General features: G+C 38.2%; 18 protein-coding genes and 1 pseudogene. 15 read left to right on the plus strand and 4 right to left on the minus strand.

From position 1 onward, the window contains the following. Positions 1-17 precede the first annotated feature (17 nt). Positions 18-713, plus strand: a complete 696-nt coding sequence (locus tag ABH959_RS14890; protein WP_113935694.1) for an ABC transporter permease — start codon at positions 18-20, stop codon at positions 711-713. Positions 714-777: 64 nt separating this feature from the next. Here ABH959_RS14890 and ABH959_RS14895 read toward each other — a convergent pair whose 3' ends face one another. Then, positions 778-1,110, minus strand: a complete 333-nt coding sequence (locus ABH959_RS14895) for a YfjL-like protein (RefSeq protein ID WP_088293456.1) — start codon at positions 1,108-1,110, stop codon at positions 778-780. A 134-nt stretch (positions 1,111-1,244) separates the two neighbouring features. After that, the gene (locus ABH959_RS14900; RefSeq protein ID WP_113935693.1) at positions 1,245-1,748 is read right to left on the minus strand and encodes a DinB family protein; all 504 of its coding nucleotides are present in this window, start codon (positions 1,746-1,748) and stop codon (positions 1,245-1,247) included. 962 nt (positions 1,749-2,710) lie between these two features. Between ABH959_RS14900 and ABH959_RS14905 the strand changes: the two are divergent. From ABH959_RS14905 to uvrC, 8 genes and pseudogenes are all read left to right on the plus strand, one after another. Next, positions 2,711-3,856 (plus strand): annotated as a pseudogene (locus ABH959_RS14905) (BclA C-terminal domain-containing protein); the annotation flags it as partial. A gap of 192 nt (positions 3,857-4,048) precedes the next feature. After that, on the plus strand, positions 4,049-5,734 hold the full coding sequence (locus tag ABH959_RS14910) for a long-chain-fatty-acid--CoA ligase (RefSeq protein WP_113935691.1): 1,686 nt from the start codon (positions 4,049-4,051) through the stop codon (positions 5,732-5,734). Between the two features lie 106 nt (positions 5,735-5,840). Further along, on the plus strand, positions 5,841-6,428 hold the full coding sequence (locus ABH959_RS14915) for a fatty acid metabolism transcriptional regulator FadR (protein WP_087945806.1): 588 nt from the start codon (positions 5,841-5,843) through the stop codon (positions 6,426-6,428). 11 nt (positions 6,429-6,439) lie between these two features. Next, positions 6,440-7,216, plus strand: coding sequence for an enoyl-CoA hydratase (locus ABH959_RS14920; RefSeq protein WP_002088868.1), 777 nt, complete (start codon positions 6,440-6,442; stop codon positions 7,214-7,216). A gap of 78 nt (positions 7,217-7,294) precedes the next feature. After that, positions 7,295-8,068: an electron transfer flavoprotein subunit beta gene (gene etfB / locus ABH959_RS14925; protein WP_002088867.1), complete on the plus strand. Its 774-nt coding sequence runs from the start codon at positions 7,295-7,297 to the stop codon at positions 8,066-8,068. A gap of 36 nt (positions 8,069-8,104) precedes the next feature. Beyond that, positions 8,105-9,082 carry an electron transfer flavoprotein subunit alpha gene (gene etfA / locus ABH959_RS14930; RefSeq protein WP_113935690.1) on the plus strand — a complete coding sequence of 326 codons (978 nt, stop codon included), beginning with the start codon at positions 8,105-8,107 and terminating at the stop codon, positions 9,080-9,082. A gap of 211 nt (positions 9,083-9,293) precedes the next feature. After that, on the plus strand, positions 9,294-9,608 hold the full coding sequence (gene trxA / locus ABH959_RS14935) for a thioredoxin (RefSeq protein WP_000974757.1): 315 nt from the start codon (positions 9,294-9,296) through the stop codon (positions 9,606-9,608). Between the two features lie 148 nt (positions 9,609-9,756). Further along, positions 9,757-11,541, plus strand: a complete 1,785-nt coding sequence (gene uvrC / locus ABH959_RS14940; protein ID WP_113935689.1) for an excinuclease ABC subunit C — start codon at positions 9,757-9,759, stop codon at positions 11,539-11,541. 115 nt (positions 11,542-11,656) lie between these two features. Here the strand turns inward: uvrC and ABH959_RS14945 are convergent, their stop codons facing one another. Further along, positions 11,657-12,106, minus strand: a complete 450-nt coding sequence (locus tag ABH959_RS14945; protein WP_113935688.1) for a YslB family protein — start codon at positions 12,104-12,106, stop codon at positions 11,657-11,659. 298 nt (positions 12,107-12,404) lie between these two features. Here ABH959_RS14945 and sdhC point away from each other — a divergent pair, with 298 nt between their 5' ends. The 4 genes from sdhC to ABH959_RS14965 all read left to right on the plus strand — a co-directional run bounded on the left by sdhC (position 12,405) and on the right by ABH959_RS14965 (position 16,282). Next, positions 12,405-13,031, plus strand: coding sequence for a succinate dehydrogenase cytochrome B558 (gene sdhC / locus ABH959_RS14950; RefSeq protein ID WP_002015407.1), 627 nt, complete (start codon positions 12,405-12,407; stop codon positions 13,029-13,031). 13 nt (positions 13,032-13,044) lie between these two features. Beyond that, positions 13,045-14,838, plus strand: a complete 1,794-nt coding sequence (sdhA, locus tag ABH959_RS14955) for a succinate dehydrogenase flavoprotein subunit (protein ID WP_002034228.1) — start codon at positions 13,045-13,047, stop codon at positions 14,836-14,838. Then, positions 14,831-15,592 carry a succinate dehydrogenase iron-sulfur subunit gene (sdhB, locus tag ABH959_RS14960; protein WP_002088861.1) on the plus strand — a complete coding sequence of 254 codons (762 nt, stop codon included), beginning with the start codon at positions 14,831-14,833 and terminating at the stop codon, positions 15,590-15,592. The genes sdhA and sdhB overlap by 8 nt, the downstream gene beginning before the upstream one ends. A 246-nt stretch (positions 15,593-15,838) precedes the next feature. Then, complete coding sequence (locus tag ABH959_RS14965) at positions 15,839-16,282, plus strand: acyl-CoA thioesterase (RefSeq protein WP_113935687.1); 444 nt, start codon at positions 15,839-15,841, stop codon at positions 16,280-16,282. Between the two features lie 36 nt (positions 16,283-16,318). On the opposite strand, the gene ABH959_RS14970 is transcribed toward ABH959_RS14965, so the two are convergent. Continuing rightward, entirely contained in the window at positions 16,319-17,098 is a 780-nt protein-coding gene (locus ABH959_RS14970) for a M15 family metallopeptidase (protein WP_113935686.1), read from the minus strand. Between the two features lie 254 nt (positions 17,099-17,352). On the opposite strand from ABH959_RS14970, the gene motA reads away from it, so the two are divergent. After that, a complete protein-coding gene (motA, locus tag ABH959_RS14975) occupies positions 17,353-18,147 on the plus strand; it encodes a flagellar motor stator protein MotA (protein ID WP_002129301.1) in 795 nt (264 codons plus the stop codon). Next, positions 18,137-18,925 carry a flagellar motor protein MotB gene (motB, locus tag ABH959_RS14980; protein WP_002184884.1) on the plus strand — a complete coding sequence of 263 codons (789 nt, stop codon included), beginning with the start codon at positions 18,137-18,139 and terminating at the stop codon, positions 18,923-18,925. Before motA ends, motB begins: the two co-directional genes overlap by 11 nt. Positions 18,926-18,952: the final 27 nt, after the last annotated feature.

Genomic DNA, 18,952 nt, shown 5'->3' on the forward strand with positions numbered 1-18,952 from the left:
ATGAAAGGAGGACTATTATGCTACATCTTATGAAGCTAGAAATGAAGAAGTTTAAGCTTGGATGGTATGTAAGGGGAGCGATTATTGCAAATATCGCTATACTGGCATTAATGATCTTTACGAGCATCGTTGCTCAAGTAGAAGGTGATCCGGAAATAAGGGATCCGCAGATGATGTTATTAACGGCTAGTACATTAGTAAGAGCAACATTTATTATTTTTGGTAGTGTATTAATCGCAAGGTTAATAATTAGTGAATATAAAAACAAAACAATCCTACTTATGTTTTCTTATCCTATTAATCGGAGGAAAATGATGAGTAGTAAGTTGGCCATTATAGCGATAGTAACATTTATAACAGTTATTTTATCTAACATTTTAGTGGTGGGAGTTTTCTTTGGGATAGATAGCTATTTTTCAATTCTTCCTAATTCATTCACAATAGATCAATTGAAGCAAGAAGGGATAAACCTTGTTCCTTTAGCCATTGCAACTGCGGGAATAAGTTTAATCCCTCTATATTTCGGAATGCGTAAACGTTCGGTGCCAACTACAATTGTTTCATCTCTGATTGTTGTATCAATTGCAATTAATAACACTCCTATGCTTTCTACAGCAACTTTTCTTCCCCTTCAACTAGCACTTGCTGCGATTGGAGCTGCGATTGCATATTACGGAATTAAAAATATAGAGAAGGAAGATATAACAGTATGACAAGAATACGTAAAAAAAGAGTTGGCGTTATACCAACTCTTTTTTGTATATGTATGCTTCGTTACTACTCTGTAAATTTATAGTGTTTGCTTAAATACTCTTGCACTCCTGGAGAAATGTTAAAGTTATTAGGACCTTTATATTCGATAGTAAATTCTCCATCTTCAATTGTTTCAAAGGCGATTGCATAGCTATTCATTTTAGAATCGTAAGAAGTATTTTTGACTTTTGCATCTAGATTAAAGTATTTTGTAATATAATTTTTTGATTCTGCAATTGCTGTTTGTTTTCCCCAAGGGGTACCATAACTTGTGAAGTAAAGAGATACACTGATAACTCCAATGATAGAAGTTAGTAAGAGAGTTCTTATTGTTATTTTTTTGTTTTTTGTATTCAATTTAGTTCCCTCCAATTAATATGAATTTATCTTAACGTATTTTCTCATAAAATACCATTTAGTAGAAAATAGTTTCACATGAAACAAGTTACAGAAAAAGACAAGGTGCATAAACACCTTGTCTTTTTCTGTCGTTACATTTGGGGAGCTTCCATTCCAGTAGCAGCCCATTCTTCTTTTGCAGGACCATATACACCAGGGACTGTTAAGCCAGCTTGACGCATTAAAACAGTCATCTGTCCGCGGTGGTGATTTTGATGATTGATGAGTGTCATTAAAAATATAGAATTCGGCATAGGACGACCAAAGAAGTTATTAATAGTAGTTAAGTCTTCATCAGTCCACTCACTTTGAAGTGCTTCAATAAAAGCCGTATTCACTTTGCGATACCCATCTGCAATTGTTTTTGCTGAAGTTGGTACAGGATAATCTTTCGTTTCTCCTTCAAACTTAAGCCCTGTCCCTGATAGCATAACAGGAAGTGCTGTAACGATATGCCAAGCGACTCTCCCTAAAGTCCAGTGCCCAGGTGCAATTTCTTGTGATAAAGATTCATCGGTTAATGCATCGAGCATCTTCTGAGTAGACTCAGCTTCATATTTCCATGATTGTAAAAAGTTTTCAATTGTTTGGTACATTTTTATCCCCCTCATTTATATTCATAAGTTAAATTCGTGAAGAAAAACGAGGTTCCTTGTAAATAATACAAAAAATAATTAAGGAGGCTTCTAACACGAAGCCTCCTTAATTAACTAACTTTTTTCCCACTCTTCCTCATCAACCACAAGAAATAAGGCGCTCCAAGTACAGCAACGTTTAAATTTGCCCTAACGATAAAGATTTGAATAATCGCTGAACCGAGCGCTGAAATTTCGATTCCAATTAAGGCAAGAGCTGTTGGGCTAAATCCTGATTTCCATGAGAAGAAGAGGAAATTCGTTTAATGAGGAAGGCGAAAGTACAAGCGAAAGGAGAGAGAATTGCATGTAATAATTATTAGAATGTTAGGAACGAACCTTTGTCTATAAAAGGTTTGTTTTAGAACGGGTAGTTGATAGTGAAAATAAAACCAAGTTTTTATTAGAATGATGTTTCTTAATTGTTGGCTGTACTTAAAAGATTGAACACGAAGGAAGGGATCAGCATGTCTTTATGGAGCAATAATTGTGGGTGTAATAATCAAAACGGTGTACATGTTGATTCATGCTGTTTTAGTTGCGATGGGACAGTTCCTAAGTTGGGGCCAACAGGGCCAACAGGAGCAACGGGTCCAACAGGATCGACAGGAATAACAGGAGCAACAGGAATAACGGGAGCAACAGGTCCAACAGGAGCAACGGGAGTAACAGGCCCAACAGGTCCAACGGGAGCGACGGGAATAACGGGAGCAACAGGCCCAACAGGTCCAACAGGAGTAACGGGAGTAACGGGCCCAACAGGTCCAACAGGAGTAACGGGCCCAACAGGCCCAACAGGTCCAACGGGAGCAACCGGAATAACAGGAGCAACAGGAGCAACGGGTCCAACGGGAGTAACGGGCCCAACAGGTCCAACAGGAGTAACGGGAGCAACAGGCCCAACAGGTCCAACGGGAGCGACGGGAGTAACGGGTCCAACAGGTCCAACGGGAGCGACGGGAATAACAGGTCCAACAGGTCCAACAGGTCCAACAGGAGCAACAGGTCCAACAGGCCCAACAGGAGTAATAGGAGTAACAGGTCCAACAGGTCCAACAGGAGTAACAGGATCAACAGGTTCAACGGGAGTAACGGGAGCAACAGGTTCAACGGGAGTAACAGGAGCAACAGGAGAAACGGGAGTAACAGGAGCAACAGGAGCAACAGGTCCAACAGGTCCAACAGGTCCAACAGGAGCGACAGGAGCGACAGGAGCAACGGGAGTAACAGGAGAAACGGGAGTAACAGGAGCAACGGGAGTAACAGGAGCAACGGGAGTAACAGGAGCAACGGGAGCAACAGGTCCAACAGGCCCAACCGGAGTAACAGGAGCAACAGGTCCAACGGGAGCAACAGGAGTAACGGGAGCAACAGGCCCAACAGGCCCAACAGGAGTAACGGGAGCAACAGGTCCAACAGGAGCAACAGGAGCAACAGGAGCAACAGGAGCAACAGGAGCAACAGGAGCAACAGGAGCAACAGGAGCAACAGGAGCGACAGGTTCAACGGGAGCAACAGGCCCAACGGGAGCGACAGGTTCAACGGGAGTAACGGGAGCAACAGGAGCAACAGGAGTAACGGGAGCAACAGGCCCAACAGGCCCAACAGGAGTAACGGGAGCAACAGGTCCAACAGGAGCAACAGGAGATACAGGTACAAGTATAACTGCTACGTATGCATTTGCGAATAATACATCGGGTACGGCAATATCAGTATTACTTGGTGGGACAAATGTCACACTTCCAAATAATCAAAATATCGGTCCGGGAATTACTGTGTCTGGGGGGAATACAGTATTTACGGCCGCAAATGCCGGGAATTATTATATTTCATATACAATTAATATAACGGCCTCATTATTAGTCAGTTCGCGGATTACAATTAATGGAGCAGCGCTTGCTGGAACTATCAATTCCCCTGCATTAGCAACGACATCATTTAGTGCAACAATTATTACGACTCTTGCAGCGGGGAGTGCAATTAGTTTGCAGTTATTTGGATTGTTAGCTGTTGCCACGTTATCAACGACTACACCTGGTGCAGTTTTAACGATTATAAGATTAAGCTAAGTAACGTGAACTCTCTTATTCTTTTAAAATTAGGAGAGTTTCTACATATAATAAGAAGTTAAGGAAGTAAAGCATAGTTATAAAAATTCAGAATATTATGATTGTAACGCTGTTATGACTATAATATAATGAAAACAACTATCATGAATGAACATTCATTTATTTTCACAAGTATTGGAAGGGGGAATGAGAGTGGAAAAACCTTGGCTGCAGAGTTATCCAGATGAAATTCCAGGGACAATTTCTTATGATATTCAGCCACTTCATGGATATTTAGAGAAAATGGCTGCTCGTTATCCAGAAAAGAAAGCGCTTCACTTTTTAGGTAAAGATGTTACATTTTCAGATTTCCATGACAAGGTAAAGAAATTTGCGAATTACCTTCAAAGGCTTGGTATTGAAAAAGGCGATAGAGTTGCGATTATGTTACCGAATTGTCCGCAATCTGTAATTGGTTATTATGGTACTTTGCTTGTGGGAGGGATTGTCGTACAAACGAATCCTCTTTATACAGAAAGAGAGCTGGAGTACCAACTTCATGACTCAGGGGCAAAAGTTATTCTGTGCCTTGATTTAGTGTTTCCGAGAGTTACTAACGTTCAAACTGCAACAAAGCTTGAGCACATTATCGTGACCCGTATTGCAGATTTTTTACCATTTCCTAAAAATTTACTTTATCCATTTGTACAAAAAAAGCAGGCAAATCTTGTTGTGAATGTGTCGGAAAGCGAAACGATTCATCTTTGGAAATCGGTAGAAAGAGAAAGTAATGTTGATGTTGAAGTTCCATGTGATCCTGAAAATGATCTAGCCCTTTTGCAGTATACAGGGGGAACGACAGGGTTTCCAAAAGGGGTTATGTTAACGCATAAAAACCTCGTTTCGAACACTTTAATGGGAGCGCATTGGTTATATAATTGTAAAGAAGGAGAAGAGGTAATTCTTGGTGTTCTTCCGTTTTTTCATGTGTACGGGATGACAGCTGTAATGAATCTAAGTATTATGCAAGGATATAAAATGGTGCTTATTCCGAAGTTTGATATGAAAATGGTTTTTGAAGCAATTAAGAAACATAAAGTTACACTATTTCCAGGAGCACCAACCATTTATATTGCTCTATTAAATAGTCCTCTTTTAAAAGAATATGATATTTCTTCAATTCAGGCTTGTATTAGTGGTTCTGCACCGCTTCCTGTAGAAGTGCAGGAGGAGTTTGAGAGAGTTACAGGTGGTAAATTAGTAGAGGGTTATGGATTAACGGAGTCATCACCAGTTACACATGGGAATTTTTTGTGGGAAAAGCGTGTGCCGGGAAGTATTGGGGTACCGTGGCCGGATACAGAGGCAATCATCATGTCACTTGAAACAGGAGAGTCATTACCTCCAGGTGAAATTGGTGAAATTGTTGTAAAGGGCCCACAAATTATGAAAGGGTATTGGAATAAGCCAGAAGAAACGGCAGCTGTACTGCAAGATGGCTGGCTCCATACAGGTGATGTAGGATACATGGATGAGGATGGCTTTTTCTATGTGAAAGATCGTAAGAAAGATATGATCGTTGCTAGTGGCTTTAACGTATATCCTCGTGAAGTAGAAGAAGTGTTATATGAACACGAAAAGGTGCAAGAAGTGGTAACAATCGGTGTTCCTGATCCGTATCGAGGGGAAACTGTAAAAGCGTTTGTTGTTTTGAAAGAAGGTGCTGAGTGTTCTGAAGAAGAATTAGATCAGTTTGCACGTAAATATTTAGCAGCTTACAAAGTTCCGAAGGTATATGAGTTTAGAAGTGAGTTGCCGAAGACGACAGTCGGAAAAATTTTACGTCGTGTCCTAATAGATGAAGAGAAGAGAAAGAATGAGGATGAGCAAACGGGCTAAGGCCCTTTCTTTTTGAAAAAATAGGATTGACACTTTTCTAAATAGTCAGTATTATAAGAATATGAATGACTATTCATTCAGTCATCTTCTTGAAGGGGACAGTAAAGTGAAGAAAAATAGACCGAAATACAATCAGATTATTGATGCTGCAGTCATTGTGATTGCGGAGAATGGATACCATCAAGCGCAAGTTTCTAAAATTGCAAAGCAAGCTGGGGTAGCTGATGGCACGATTTATTTATATTTTAAAAATAAAGAAGATATATTAATATCCTTATTCCAAGAGAAGATGGGAGAATTTGTTGAAACAATTCGTCAAAAAATAGCAGGAATTGAAAGCGCTGTAGCGAAGTTATTCATGTTGGTAGAAACGCACTTCTTGCTGTTGTCACAAAATGATCCTCTTGCTATCGTTACGCAATTAGAGCTAAGGCAGTCCAATCAAGACTTGCGCCTTAAAATAAATGAAGTATTAAAAGGCTACTTACAAGTTATGGATGAGATTTTAGAGACAGGTATAAAGCAAGGTGAATTTCAGGCGGATTTAAACGTTCGCGTGGCAAGACAAATGATCTTTGGAACAGTAGATGAAGTTGTGACCAATTGGGTAATGAGCGATCATAAGTATGATCTGGTCGCACTTTCAAAAACGGTACATGGGCTACTTATTGCAGCTTGTGGTTATCGTAAATAATGGGAGGGATCATGTTGAAATTCCTATCTGTAAAAGTTGAAGATCATATCGCGGTGGCGACGTTAAACCATGCTCCAGCTAATGCGATGTCTTCACAAGTTATGCATGACGTTACTGAATTAATCGATCAAGTGGAAAAGGATGATAACATTCGTGTTGTTGTTCTACATGGTGAAGGACGCTTCTTCTCAGCAGGGGCAGATATTAAAGAATTTACATCTGTTACTGAAGCGAAGCAAGCAACAGAGTTAGCACAGCTTGGACAAGTTACGTTTGAGCGTGTTGAAAAATGTTCAAAACCAGTTATTGCGGCAATTCATGGAGCGGCACTTGGCGGCGGCCTGGAGTTTGCTATGTCTTGCCACATGCGCTTTGTAACTGAAAGTACAAAGCTTGGTTTACCTGAATTAACACTTGGATTAATTCCTGGTTTTGCAGGTACACAGCGCTTACCACGTTATGTTGGTAAAGCGAAAGCTTGTGAAATGATGTTAACAAGTACACCAATTACTGGCGCAGAAGCATTACAATGGGGACTTGTTAACGGAGTGTTTTCTGAAGAATCCATTTTAGAAGATACGCTTAAAATTGCAAAACAGATTGCTGGAAAAAGCCCAGCAACAACCCGTGCTGTGCTAGAGTTATTACAAACGACAAAATCGTCTCATTATTATGAAGGTGTACAGCGTGAATCACAGATTTTTGGTGAAGTATTTACGAGTGAAGATGGAAGAGAAGGCGTAGCAGCGTTTTTAGAAAAACGTAAGCCTTCATTTAGTGGTAGGTAATCCAATTATTTTTTTAATACAAATTAACAGAATTTTAAAATTGATAGAATCTTTCTGAAAAATAAGGGGGTAAATGAAATGAACATCTACGTACTCATGAAACGAACATTTGATACAGAAGAAAAAATCGTAATTAAAAACGGTGCAATTTACGATGGCGAAGCGGAATTCATCATCAACCCTTACGATGAATATGCGATTGAAGAAGCAATTCAAGTAAGAGATGCACAAGGTGGAGAAGTTACTGTTATAACAGTTGGTGGCGAGGATAGTGAAAAAGAACTTCGCACAGCATTGGCGATGGGCTGCGATAAAGCGGTACTAATTAACATTGAAGATGATGTTGAGAATGGTGACCAATTTACAACAGCAAAAGTACTTGCTGAATATTTAAAAGATAAAGAAATAGATTTAATTTTAGGCGGGAACGTTGCGATTGACGGTGCATCTGGACAAGTTGGTCCACGAGTAGCTGAAGCGTTAAATATCCCATACGTAACGACGATTACGAAGCTTGAAATTGATGGTACAAATGTGAAGATTGAGCGTGATGTTGAAGGGGATACAGAAGTAATTGAATCATCATTACCTCTTCTAGTAACAGCGCAACAAGGTTTAAATGAACCGCGTTATCCATCACTTCCAGGTATTATGAAAGCGAAGAAGAAGCCACTAGAAGAAGTAGAATTAGATGATTTAGATTTAGAAGAAGATGATGTGGAAGCAAAAACAAAAACAATTGAAATCTATTTGCCTCCTAAGAAAGATGCAGGAAAAGTGTTACAAGGCGAGCTGCAAGATCAAGTAAAAGAACTTGTATCGTTGCTCCATACAGAAGCGAAAGTAATCTAATAAAATACGAAATTATATATGCAGGAGGGAAAATCTATGGCTCGTAAAGTATTAGTAATGGGTGAAGTTCGTGATGGATCGCTACGCAACGTTTCGTTTGAAGCGGTAGCAGCAGCAAAAACAATTGCAGAAGGCGGTGAAGTGGTAGGTCTTCTAGTTGGAGACAGCGTTGCCTCTTTTGCAAATGAATTGATTCATTACGGTGCAGATCGCGTTGTGACAGTTGAAAATGATAAATTAAAATCATATACATCTGATGGATATGCACAAGCGTTTTTAGCTGTATATGCTGAAGAGAAGCCAGAAGGCATTGTATTTGGACATACGGCACTTGGTAAAGATTTATCACCAAAATTAGCAGCGAAATTAGAAGCTGGTTTAATTTCTGACGTAACGGCTTTAGAAGTTGAAGGTGGAAATGTTATCTTCACTCGCCCGATTTACTCTGGTAAAGCATTTGAGAAGAAGATTGTAACAGAGGGTATCTTATTTGCGACAGTGCGTCCAAATAACATTGCAACTCTTGAAAAAGACGAGTCTCGCAGTGGTGACGTGTCTTCTATTACAGTAGATGTGAAAGATTTACGTACAATCATTCAAGATGTTGTCCGTAAAACTGCAGAGGGTGTTGATCTTTCTGAAGCGAAAGTCATTATAGCTGGCGGACGTGGTGTGAAGAGTGAAGAAGGATTTAAACCGTTAAAAGAATTAGCTGACGTACTAGGCGGCGCTGTTGGAGCATCTCGTGGTGCTTGTGATGCAGAGTACTGTGATTATTCATTACAAATTGGTCAAACAGGTAAAGTTGTTACACCAGACCTATACATTGCATGCGGAATTTCTGGTGCGATTCAGCATTTAGCTGGTATGTCTAATTCAAAAATAATTGTTGCGATTAATAAAGATCCAGAAGCAAGTATCTTCAAAGTAGCTGACTATGGTATTGTCGGAGATCTGTTTGAAGTATTACCTCTTTTAACAGAAGAGTTTAAAAAGTTAAAAGTACATTCATGATTTGAGTACCCTTGAGTTCCAAGTGAAGTACCCCTATATATAGAAAAAGGTGAGAGATCCCCTGTCTCTCATCTTTTTAGTATTTCATCCATATTTTTATATAGTATAAAGGAACATTTTTTTGTTACAATACATAACGATACATAATATTCGCCACGTATAAAAGTTAATGATATACTCTTGGTAGAATATACTTGAAGGAGGAAATAAAATGGCAATTATAAATGCAAATGACCAAAGCTTCGCAGCTGAAACTAGCGAAGGTGTTGTACTATTAGATTTCTGGGCGCCTTGGTGCGGACCTTGTAAAATGATCGCTCCTGTATTAGAGGAAATCGATTCAGAGTTAGGCGAGAAAGTAAAAGTAGTAAAAGTTGACGTTGATGAAAACCAAGAAACTGCTCGTCAATTCGAAGTAATGAGCATTCCAGCTCTTTTCGTATTAAAAGACGGTAAAGTGGTTGATCAAGCGTTAGGATATAAACCGAAAGAAGCGTTAGTAGAATTAGTTTCTAAACACTTCTAAAATAAAGAAGCTACCATTTGGTAGCTTTTTTTATTTTCTTTTTTACAACCTTTCCGTTACAATAAAAGAACGTATGTTGGGTGTTTTGGCATAGTATGTTTTTATGTGAAAATAAAAATGATAAGCATGTAGAAATGGAGGGAGACGAGTGCACGAGCATTTAAAAGAGAAGTTAGCAATTTTGCCCGATCAACCTGGTTGTTATTTAATGAAGGATAAGCAGGGAACGGTTATATATGTCGGAAAAGCAAAGGTACTCAAAAATCGTGTGCGCTCGTACTTTACTGGTTCGCATGATGGGAAAACACTTCGGCTTGTTGGAGAAATTGTTGATTTTGAATATATTGTGACTTCCTCAAATTTGGAGGCTCTTATTTTAGAGTTAAATTTAATAAAAAAATATGATCCAAAATATAATATTCAATTAAAAGATGATAAAACATATCCTTTCATTAAAATTACAGCCGAAAAACAGCCGCGCTTACTCATTACGCGAAATGTAAAAAAGGATAAAGGAAAGTACTTTGGGCCTTATCCAAATGCGCAATCGGCACATGAAACAAAGAAATTATTAGATCGTATGTATCCACTTCGTAAATGTTCAAATATGCCAGATAAAGTTTGCTTGTATTATCATATGGGTCAATGTTTAGCACCTTGTGTGAAAGAAGTAACGGATGAGCAAAACAAAGAAATTGTTGATGAAATTATTAAATTCTTAAACGGTGGGCATAAAGAAATTCGTTCAGAATTAGAAACGAAGATGTATGAGGCTTCAGAAAAGCTAGAATTTGAACGGGCGAAAGAGTTGCGAGATCAAATTGCTCATATTGATGCAATTATGGAAAAGCAAAAGATGATTATGAGTGATTTAGTGGATCGTGATGTGTTTGGATATGCAGTTGATAAAGGGTGGATGTGTGTTCAAGTTTTCTTCGTTCGAAAAGGAAAGCTAATTGAACGTGATGTTTCTATGTTCCCGATTTATGATGAACCAGAAGAGGGATTTTTAACTTTTATCGGTCAATTTTATGAAAACAGTAGTCATTTCAAGCCGAAGGAAATTGTTGTTCCAGGAAGTATAGATTCAGAATTAGTAGAGCGCTTTTTAGAAGTTGAAGCGACACAGCCGAAGCGTGGGAAGAAAAAAGATCTTGTGGAATTAGCAAATAAAAATGCAAAAATTGCACTAGAAGAGAAATTTCACTTAATTGAACGTGATGAAGAACGGACGATTAAAGCTGTTGATAATCTCGGGAGGCAACTAGGGATTGAAACACCATATCGTATTGAAGCGTTTGATAATTCGAATATTCAAGGAACAAATCCTGTTTCAGCAATGATTGCTTTTATCGATGGGAAACCAGCGAAGAAAGAATATCGGAAATATAAAATTAAAACGGTTCAAGGTCCTGATGATTACGAGTCTATGAGGGAAGTTGTAAGACGTCGTTATACGAGGGCGCTTAAAGAAAATTTACCTTTACCAGATTTAATCATTATTGATGGTGGAAAAGGCCATCTGGCCGCTACAAGTGATGTTCTGGAGAATGAACTCGGATTATATATTCCAATGGCAGGGCTTGTAAAAGATGACAAGCATAAAACATCACATTTAATCATTGGAGATCCGCCTGAACCTGTGATGCTTGAGAGGAATAGCCAAGAATTTTATTTATTGCAACGCATTCAAGATGAAGTGCATAGATTTGCAATTACATTCCATCGCCAGTTGCACGGGAAATCGGTCATTCAATCAGCATTGGATGATATTCCAGGAATCGGTGATAAACGAAAAAAGGTATTGTTAAAACATTTTGGCTCGTTAAAAAAGATGAAAGAAGCTTCCATAGCTGAATTTGTCGAAGCAGGTATGCCGAAAAATATTGCAGAGATGATATATACTTATTTAACAGATAAGAAGACGTTGTAGTTTACAACGTCTTCTGTTTTTTGGTATAATTTCTGAAGATTTAAAATAAACTCACCTGAATGAATATACAAAAAAGTCAACTAAACTTATATGTCTAGTTGACTGTAAGTAGATGCTACACTTCAATGAGATCTTTTATATCCCATTTAACAAGAAATGTAATAGAGTCTGAACGTTTTTTCTGTTCCTCATAGGACTCTGCAACGACGTTTCTTTGTTTTTGAATTTGCTCGGCGATAAATCCAGCTTCTAATTGATAAGATGAATGTCTTTTTTGTTTTTGACGCTCAGTAATAAGTGTACCTTTAAGTTGAAACTGCATTTCACGACGTTTATGTTCAATGATGCTTAAAGTGCCCCAACCAGCTTTTTCAAAAAACTGAATGACTTCTTCAATTGTTTCTAGCGGATATTTTCTCCCAAGGTTTCTACCGGCCCAGTATAAAATACCATCTAAATCGTTACCAATTAAATCAGGTAGTAATTCTTCACGTAGCAATTCATAAGCGAAGGCGTTCAATGAAACATCTTCTAAAGATGTTATATCGATTGTATTTTTGCTCACAATATTCCCCTCTTTCTATAGGGATTATTATATAACATTTTTCATTTATAAAAACAGATTTTTCTTTGGGTAAATCTGAATATATAAGAAAAAAAAAGAATTGGCAAATTATATGCAAATTATGTATACGTTTTCTTGACGCTTCGACAAAAATAGGGGTAAAATGAACTTGGAATCAAATTATGCTGAAATATTTTGAATAATTTTTTCAGTTTTTCTTATGCCAATAGTGAAAAAACATTATTGTTGTAAATTAATCTGAAAACAGCAGTCAAACATTCAAGGGGGTAATGGGGACATGAAAGGCCGCGAGTATACGTTTCGTAAGTGGCACTCATTAATGGGGGTCATCCCGGTTGGTGTCTTTTTGACGCAACATTTAATTGTAAACAACTTTGCAACAAGAGGAGCAGAGGCTTTTAACAAAGCTGCAGGCTTTATGGAGCTCCTTCCATTCCGGTATGCGCTAGAAATTTTCATCATCTTTTTACCTATACTGTACCATGCTATATATGGCTTATATATTGCATTTACAGCTAAGAACAATGCGGTATCTTACGGCTATTTCCGTAACTGGATGTTCGTCTTCCAACGAATTTCAGGTATCGTTACGCTGATCTTCATTTCTTGGCACGTCTGGGAAACTCGTATTCAAGCATTGTTAGGTAAAGAGGTAAACTATGATATGATGGCAGATATTTTAAACAACCCATTTATGTTTGGTTTCTATTTAGTTGGTGTTGTTTCAACAATTTTCCACTTTGCAAATGGACTATGGACATTCTGCATAAGCTGGGGAATTACAGTATCTCCACGTTCACAAAGAATCTCTACTTATGTAACATTAGCTATTTTCTTAGGTCTATCTTATGTAGGTGTGAGTGCATTATTAGCGTTCATCGATCCACAGCTAGCAAACCAGTAAGGAGTGGGAGAGCATGAAAGGGAAACTTATAGTAGTCGGCGGTGGCTTGGCCGGCTTAATGGCAACGATTAAAGCGGCAGAAGCAGGAGTAAATGTTGAACTATTTTCTTTAGTACCAGTAAAACGTTCACATTCTGTATGTGCCCAAGGTGGAATTAACGGTGCCGTAAATACAAAAGGTGAAGGGGATTCTCCATGGATCCACTTTGACGATACAATTTATGGTGGGGACTTCTTAGCGAACCAACCACCAGTTAAAGCGATGTGTGATGCAGCACCTGGTATTATTCATTTAATGGACCGCATGGGTGTTATGTTCAACCGTACGGAAGAAGGACTTCTGGATTTCCGTCGTTTCGGTGGAACACAACATCACCGTACAGCATTTGCTGGCGCAACAACTGGTCAACAATTACTATATGCATTAGATGAGCAAGTACGTCGTCATGAAGTAGCAGGACTTGTAACGAAATATGAAGGTTGGGATTTCTTACGAGCTGTTGTAGATGATGAAGGTGTGTGCCGAGGAATCGTCGCGCAAGACTTACAAACTATGGAGATAAAAAGTTTCCAAGCTGATGCCGTGATTATGGCAACAGGGGGCCCTGGTATCATCTTTGGAAAATCAACAAACTCTATTATTAATACAGGTACAGCAGCGTCTGCTGTATATCAACAAGGTGCATATTATGCGAACGGTGAGTTCATTCAAATTCATCCAACGGCAATTCCTGGAGACGATAAGTTACGTCTTATGAGTGAATCTGCACGTGGTGAAGGTGGACGTGTTTGGACGTATAAAGATGGTAAGCCATGGTACTTCTTAGAAGAAAAATATCCAGCTTACGGAAACCTTGTACCTCGTGATATTGCAACGCGTGAAATCTTTGATGTTTGCGTAGAGCAAAAACTAGGTATTAACGGTGAAAACATGGTGTACTTAGATCTTTCTCATAAAGATCCGAAAGAACTAGATATTAAACTTGGTGGAATTATTGAAATCTATGAGAAATTTACAGGTGATGATCCTCGTAAACTACCAATGAAAATCTTCCCAGCAGTTCACTATTCAATGGGCGGATTATGGGTTGATTATAAGCAAATGACAAGTATTCCAGGTTTATTTGCAGCAGGTGAGTGTGATTATTCTATGCACGGTGGTAACCGCCTTGGTGCGAACTCATTATTATCAGCAATTTACGGTGGTATGGTAGCAGGACCGAACGCAATTGAGTATATGAAAGGTCTTTCTAAATCATCTGATGCTGTTTCATCTACTGTATATGAGCAAAATGAATTAATCGAAACAGAGAAATTTAACAATATTTTAATGCTTGATGGTAACGAAAATGCATATGTTCTTCATAAAGAGCTTGGAGAATGGATGACAGATAACGTTACAGTAGTTCGTGAAAATAAAAAGTTACTAGAAACTGATGCGAAAATTGAAGAGTTAATGGCGCGTTACAAACGCATTAACATTAACGATACAGCAAGATGGAGTAACCAGGGTGCTTCATTTACACGCCAACTTGCAAATATGTTCGAGTTAGCACGTGTTATTACAATTGGCGCATATAACCGTAATGAAAGCCGCGGAGCGCATTACAAACCAGAATTCCCAAATCGTGATGATGCAAACTTCTTAAAAACTACGATGGCGAAATTTGAGGGAGAAGGAAAGGCACCAGCATTCCATTACGAAGAAGTGGATGTTTCATTAATTAAACCACGTAAACGTGACTATTCCTCAAAACATGATGTAGCTGCTAAGGGTGAAGAGAAGGGGGATAAACAACATGTCTGAGAAAACAATCCGCCTCATCATTACGAGACAAGATGGCCCAGATGCACAAGAGTTTGACCAAGAGTTTGAAATTCCATATCGTCCTAATATGAATATTATTTCGGCGCTTATGGAAATTCGCCGTAATCCTGTCGACTCAAAAGGGAACCAAACAACTCCGATCGCATGGGATATGAACTGCTTAGAGGAAGTATGTGGAGCATGTTCGATGGTGATTAACGGAAAACCACGTCAATCATGTACAGCCCTTATTGACCAGTTAGAGCAACCAATTCGCTTAAAGCCGATGAAGACATTCCCGATTGTACGTGATTTACAAGTTGACCGTAGCCGTATGTTTAACGCGTTAAAACGTGTTAAAGCTTGGATTCCAATCGACGGTACGTACGACCTAGGACCAGGTCCAAGAATGCCAGAGAAAAAGCGTCAATGGGCATATGAACTTTCGAAATGTATGACATGTGGTGTTTGCTTAGAGTCATGTCCGAACGTAAACAGTAAGTCTGACTTTATTGGACCAGCACCGCTTTCACAAGCGCGTTTATTTAACTCGCATCCAACTGGTGAAATGCATAAAGCAGATCGCTTACGTGCAATTATGGGTGATGGAGGACTTGCAAACTGTGGTAACTCTCAAAACTGTGTGCAATCATGTCCGAAAGGTATTCCATTAACAACTTCAATTGCAGCATTAAACCGTGATACAACAATTCAATCGTTCAAAGATTTCTTTGGTAGCGACAATAACTATTAATAAACATTGCCTCTTCTTGTTGAAGAGGCAATGTTTATAAGTTTATTTTTCTGTTTATTCTGTTTATCTCGCATTAACGGGCAGTAAAACTCCCACCTCAAAATTCAGGTGGAGCAAAGAAGCTAGGTGGGAGATCAACTGCCCGTAACCGCCCGATTGGTGAAGGCAAATAATCAGTGGGGGATGAACAAAACCCCCACTGATTAAAGTTTCACTTTATTTTAAGGACGAAAAGGAGAGGGAACGATGAAGAGAATTTCTTATATTGAAGACTTTGAGCAATGGGAAAGTGGTTTTTCATTTTATAATCCTGTCAAAGTTCGTTTTGGTGAAGTAGATATGTTTGGACATGTAAATAATGTGGTTGCTTTTACATATTTTGAAGAAGCGCGTATCGCATTGTTTAAAGAACTCGGATTTATGCAAGAATGGACACATGAATCATCAGAAACGATGATAGTCGTCGCAGATCTACAATGCAATTTTATTAAACAAATTTATTTTGATGAGCAGTTGAAAGTATATGTAAAGGCGGGAGCGGTTGGGAATTCCTCTTTAGATTTACACTATATGGTCAAAAATGCAGAAGGAGAAGTTTGTTTAGTTGGACGCGGTATGATGGTCCAAGCATCGAAAAAAACTGGAAGAGGCGAACCGTGGCCGGAGGAATGGAAAAAATTGCTGATATAATAGAATAAAAGAAAAATAAGAGAGCGATTCGCTCTCTTATTTTGTGTCCTCCATCGCCTCTTCTAATGTTAGATGGTGTTTATATATGTATGCGGCATATGGATTGCCGACGTAGCGTAAGTGCCACGGTTCGTATGAATACTCTGTTGTCTTTGTTTTATCCTCTAAATAACGAATGACAAATCCGAACTCATGGGCATGTTCTGCAACCCATTTTCCTTCTGCTGTCTCTCCGAAGATTGGTTCTAATTGGAATTTAGCAGATTTTGAGCTAATATCCATTGCTAGACCAGTTTGATGCTCACTTGTTCCAGGAATTGCACTTACCGAATCAGCTTCAGCTTTTCCTTGGCGTTTAATATATGTGTTATGTAATGACTGTTGGCGTTTGTAAGAACGGTAACCTGAAACTGCTGTAAGTTCTAAACCTTCTTCTTTTGCTGCTTGGAACATCTGCTCAAGAGCGTCTGCAGCATCTTTACGAAGTAATGTTTTCTCTTTATCTTTTGGACTAGTAAATGGTACGTTCGGTTTCGTCAAATCTTCTGGAATGTACCCATCTGGTAATTTACGATGTTTATTGACTAATACAAGAGCAGAATCTGGGTTTGTTACAACGGAAAATTTATCATTTAGTTTCTTTGCATTATGATCAGCTTTTGGAAAAGCAGGGATTTCTTCTTTTGGATGGTTACTATGCTTTTGACTTTCGACAGCTTTCGCCTCGTTTTGCAGTGGTGATTTAGGACCAAAGTAAGCGAAAGATGTGATACCGATTACAATAGTAGCGGCAGAAATAATTATTATCTTTTTCATGATACCTTGTAATCACTGTCCTTTCTTAATAAAATATGTATCGGTTTTATTATAAGTCTAGCTTATTGAAAAAGAAATATAAGAGTCGTAACGTAATAGAAATGCAAAGAAAATGTCAGAAAATGTAGTGTTTTTTCATATAATTCATTTCTTATCTTTCATGAAGTTCATTTTTTATGTAATATATGTATATAAGAAGATGTAGCGATTATCAAGAATAAAGGACTTCTTGTATAGACTAGGAGTGAATGGGAATGGATTTTGCAACAATTATTGGAATCATTTTAGGAGTGTTGGCAGTAGTAGTAGGGATGGTGGTCAAGGGTGCTGACATAACAGCCTTACTAAATCCTGCCGCAGCACTAATTATTTTCGTCGGTACATTTGCTGCAGTGTGTATTGCATTTCCGATGAATCAACTAAAAAGAGTTCCAAAATTATTTAAAGTTCTTTTTGGTTCAAATAAAAAAGATTTAAGTTATGAACAATTGCTAGAATTATTTGTTCATTGGACATCTGAGAGTAGAAAATACGGTATTTTGTCTTTAGAGCAACAATTAGATGAAATTGAAGATGAATTTCTTTTGCGTGGTATGAAATTTGTTATTGATGGCGTATCTGCGGAAGATTTAGAACAAATTTTAGAAGCCGAATTAGAAGCAATTGAAGAGAGGCATGCAAAAGGAGCTGCTATTTTCTCACAAGCAGGTACATATGCACCTACACTAGGGGTTTTAGGTGCTGTTATTGGTCTTGTAGCTGCACTTGGAAATTTAACTGATATTGAAAAGCTAGGGCATGCTATTTCAGGTGCGTTTATTGCAACGATTTTCGGTATTTTTTCAGGTTACGTATTATGGCATCCATTTGCAAACAAATTGAAGCAAAAGTCTGCTGCTGAATTAGAGAAGAAACGTTTAATTATTGATTGTTTATTAATGTTACAAGAAGGTACATATCCGTTTATTATGAAGAACCGTATTTTAGGTGCACTTTCTGCAACTGAGCGTAAAAAGCTAGAAAAAGGAGCAGAAAAAAATGCGGAGTAAGAAAAATAGAAGAGGTAAAAAGAAAAAACATGATGAGCATATCGATGAAACTTGGTTAATTCCATATTCTGATATGTTAACGTTGTTATTTGCATTGTTCATCGTATTATTCGCAATGAGTAGTATAGATGCTGCGAAGTTTAAACAGATGGCAGTTGCTTTTCGAAGTGAGTTAGCCGGTGGAACAGGAAATAAAGAATTTTTAAGCGATCAAAAACCAAATGAGGAAAAAGAATTATCAGCAAATAGCCTTGAGGCAGAACAAGCAAAAAAACAAGCGGAAGATAGAGCTAAAGAAAAAAAAGAAATGGATGAGTTGAAAGCATTACAAAAAAAGATTGATCAATATATTAATGAGAAACAACTATCCTCTTCTTTTCAAACTAAGTTAACTGAAAAAGGATTAATGTTAACGATATTAGAAAATGTACTATTTGATTCAGGGAAAGCAGATGTGAAGTTGGAATCGTTAGGGATTGCAAAAGAGATGTCTAACCTACTTGTTTCAGCATCACCTCGTGAAATTACAGTGTCGGGTCATACAGATACGGTTCCTATCGCAAATGCTCAGTTTGCATCAAACTGGGAGTTAAGTACACAGCGTGCAGTTAATTTCATGCAGGTATTACTCCAAAATAAAGAATTGCAACCAGAAAAATTTAGTGCAGTTGGTTATGGAGAATACCGCTCAATTGCACCAAATGATACACCAGAAGGAAAAGCAAAAAATAGACGTGTAGAAGTATTTATTTTACCTTTAACAAGAAATATGCAATAAAAGAGGATGGCGAAAGCCATCCTCTTT

Origin of the sequence: Bacillus sp. RC51 (assembly GCF_044908115.1) — a bacterium.
Lineage (GTDB): Bacteria > Bacillota > Bacilli > Bacillales > Bacillaceae_G > Bacillus_A > Bacillus_A mycoides.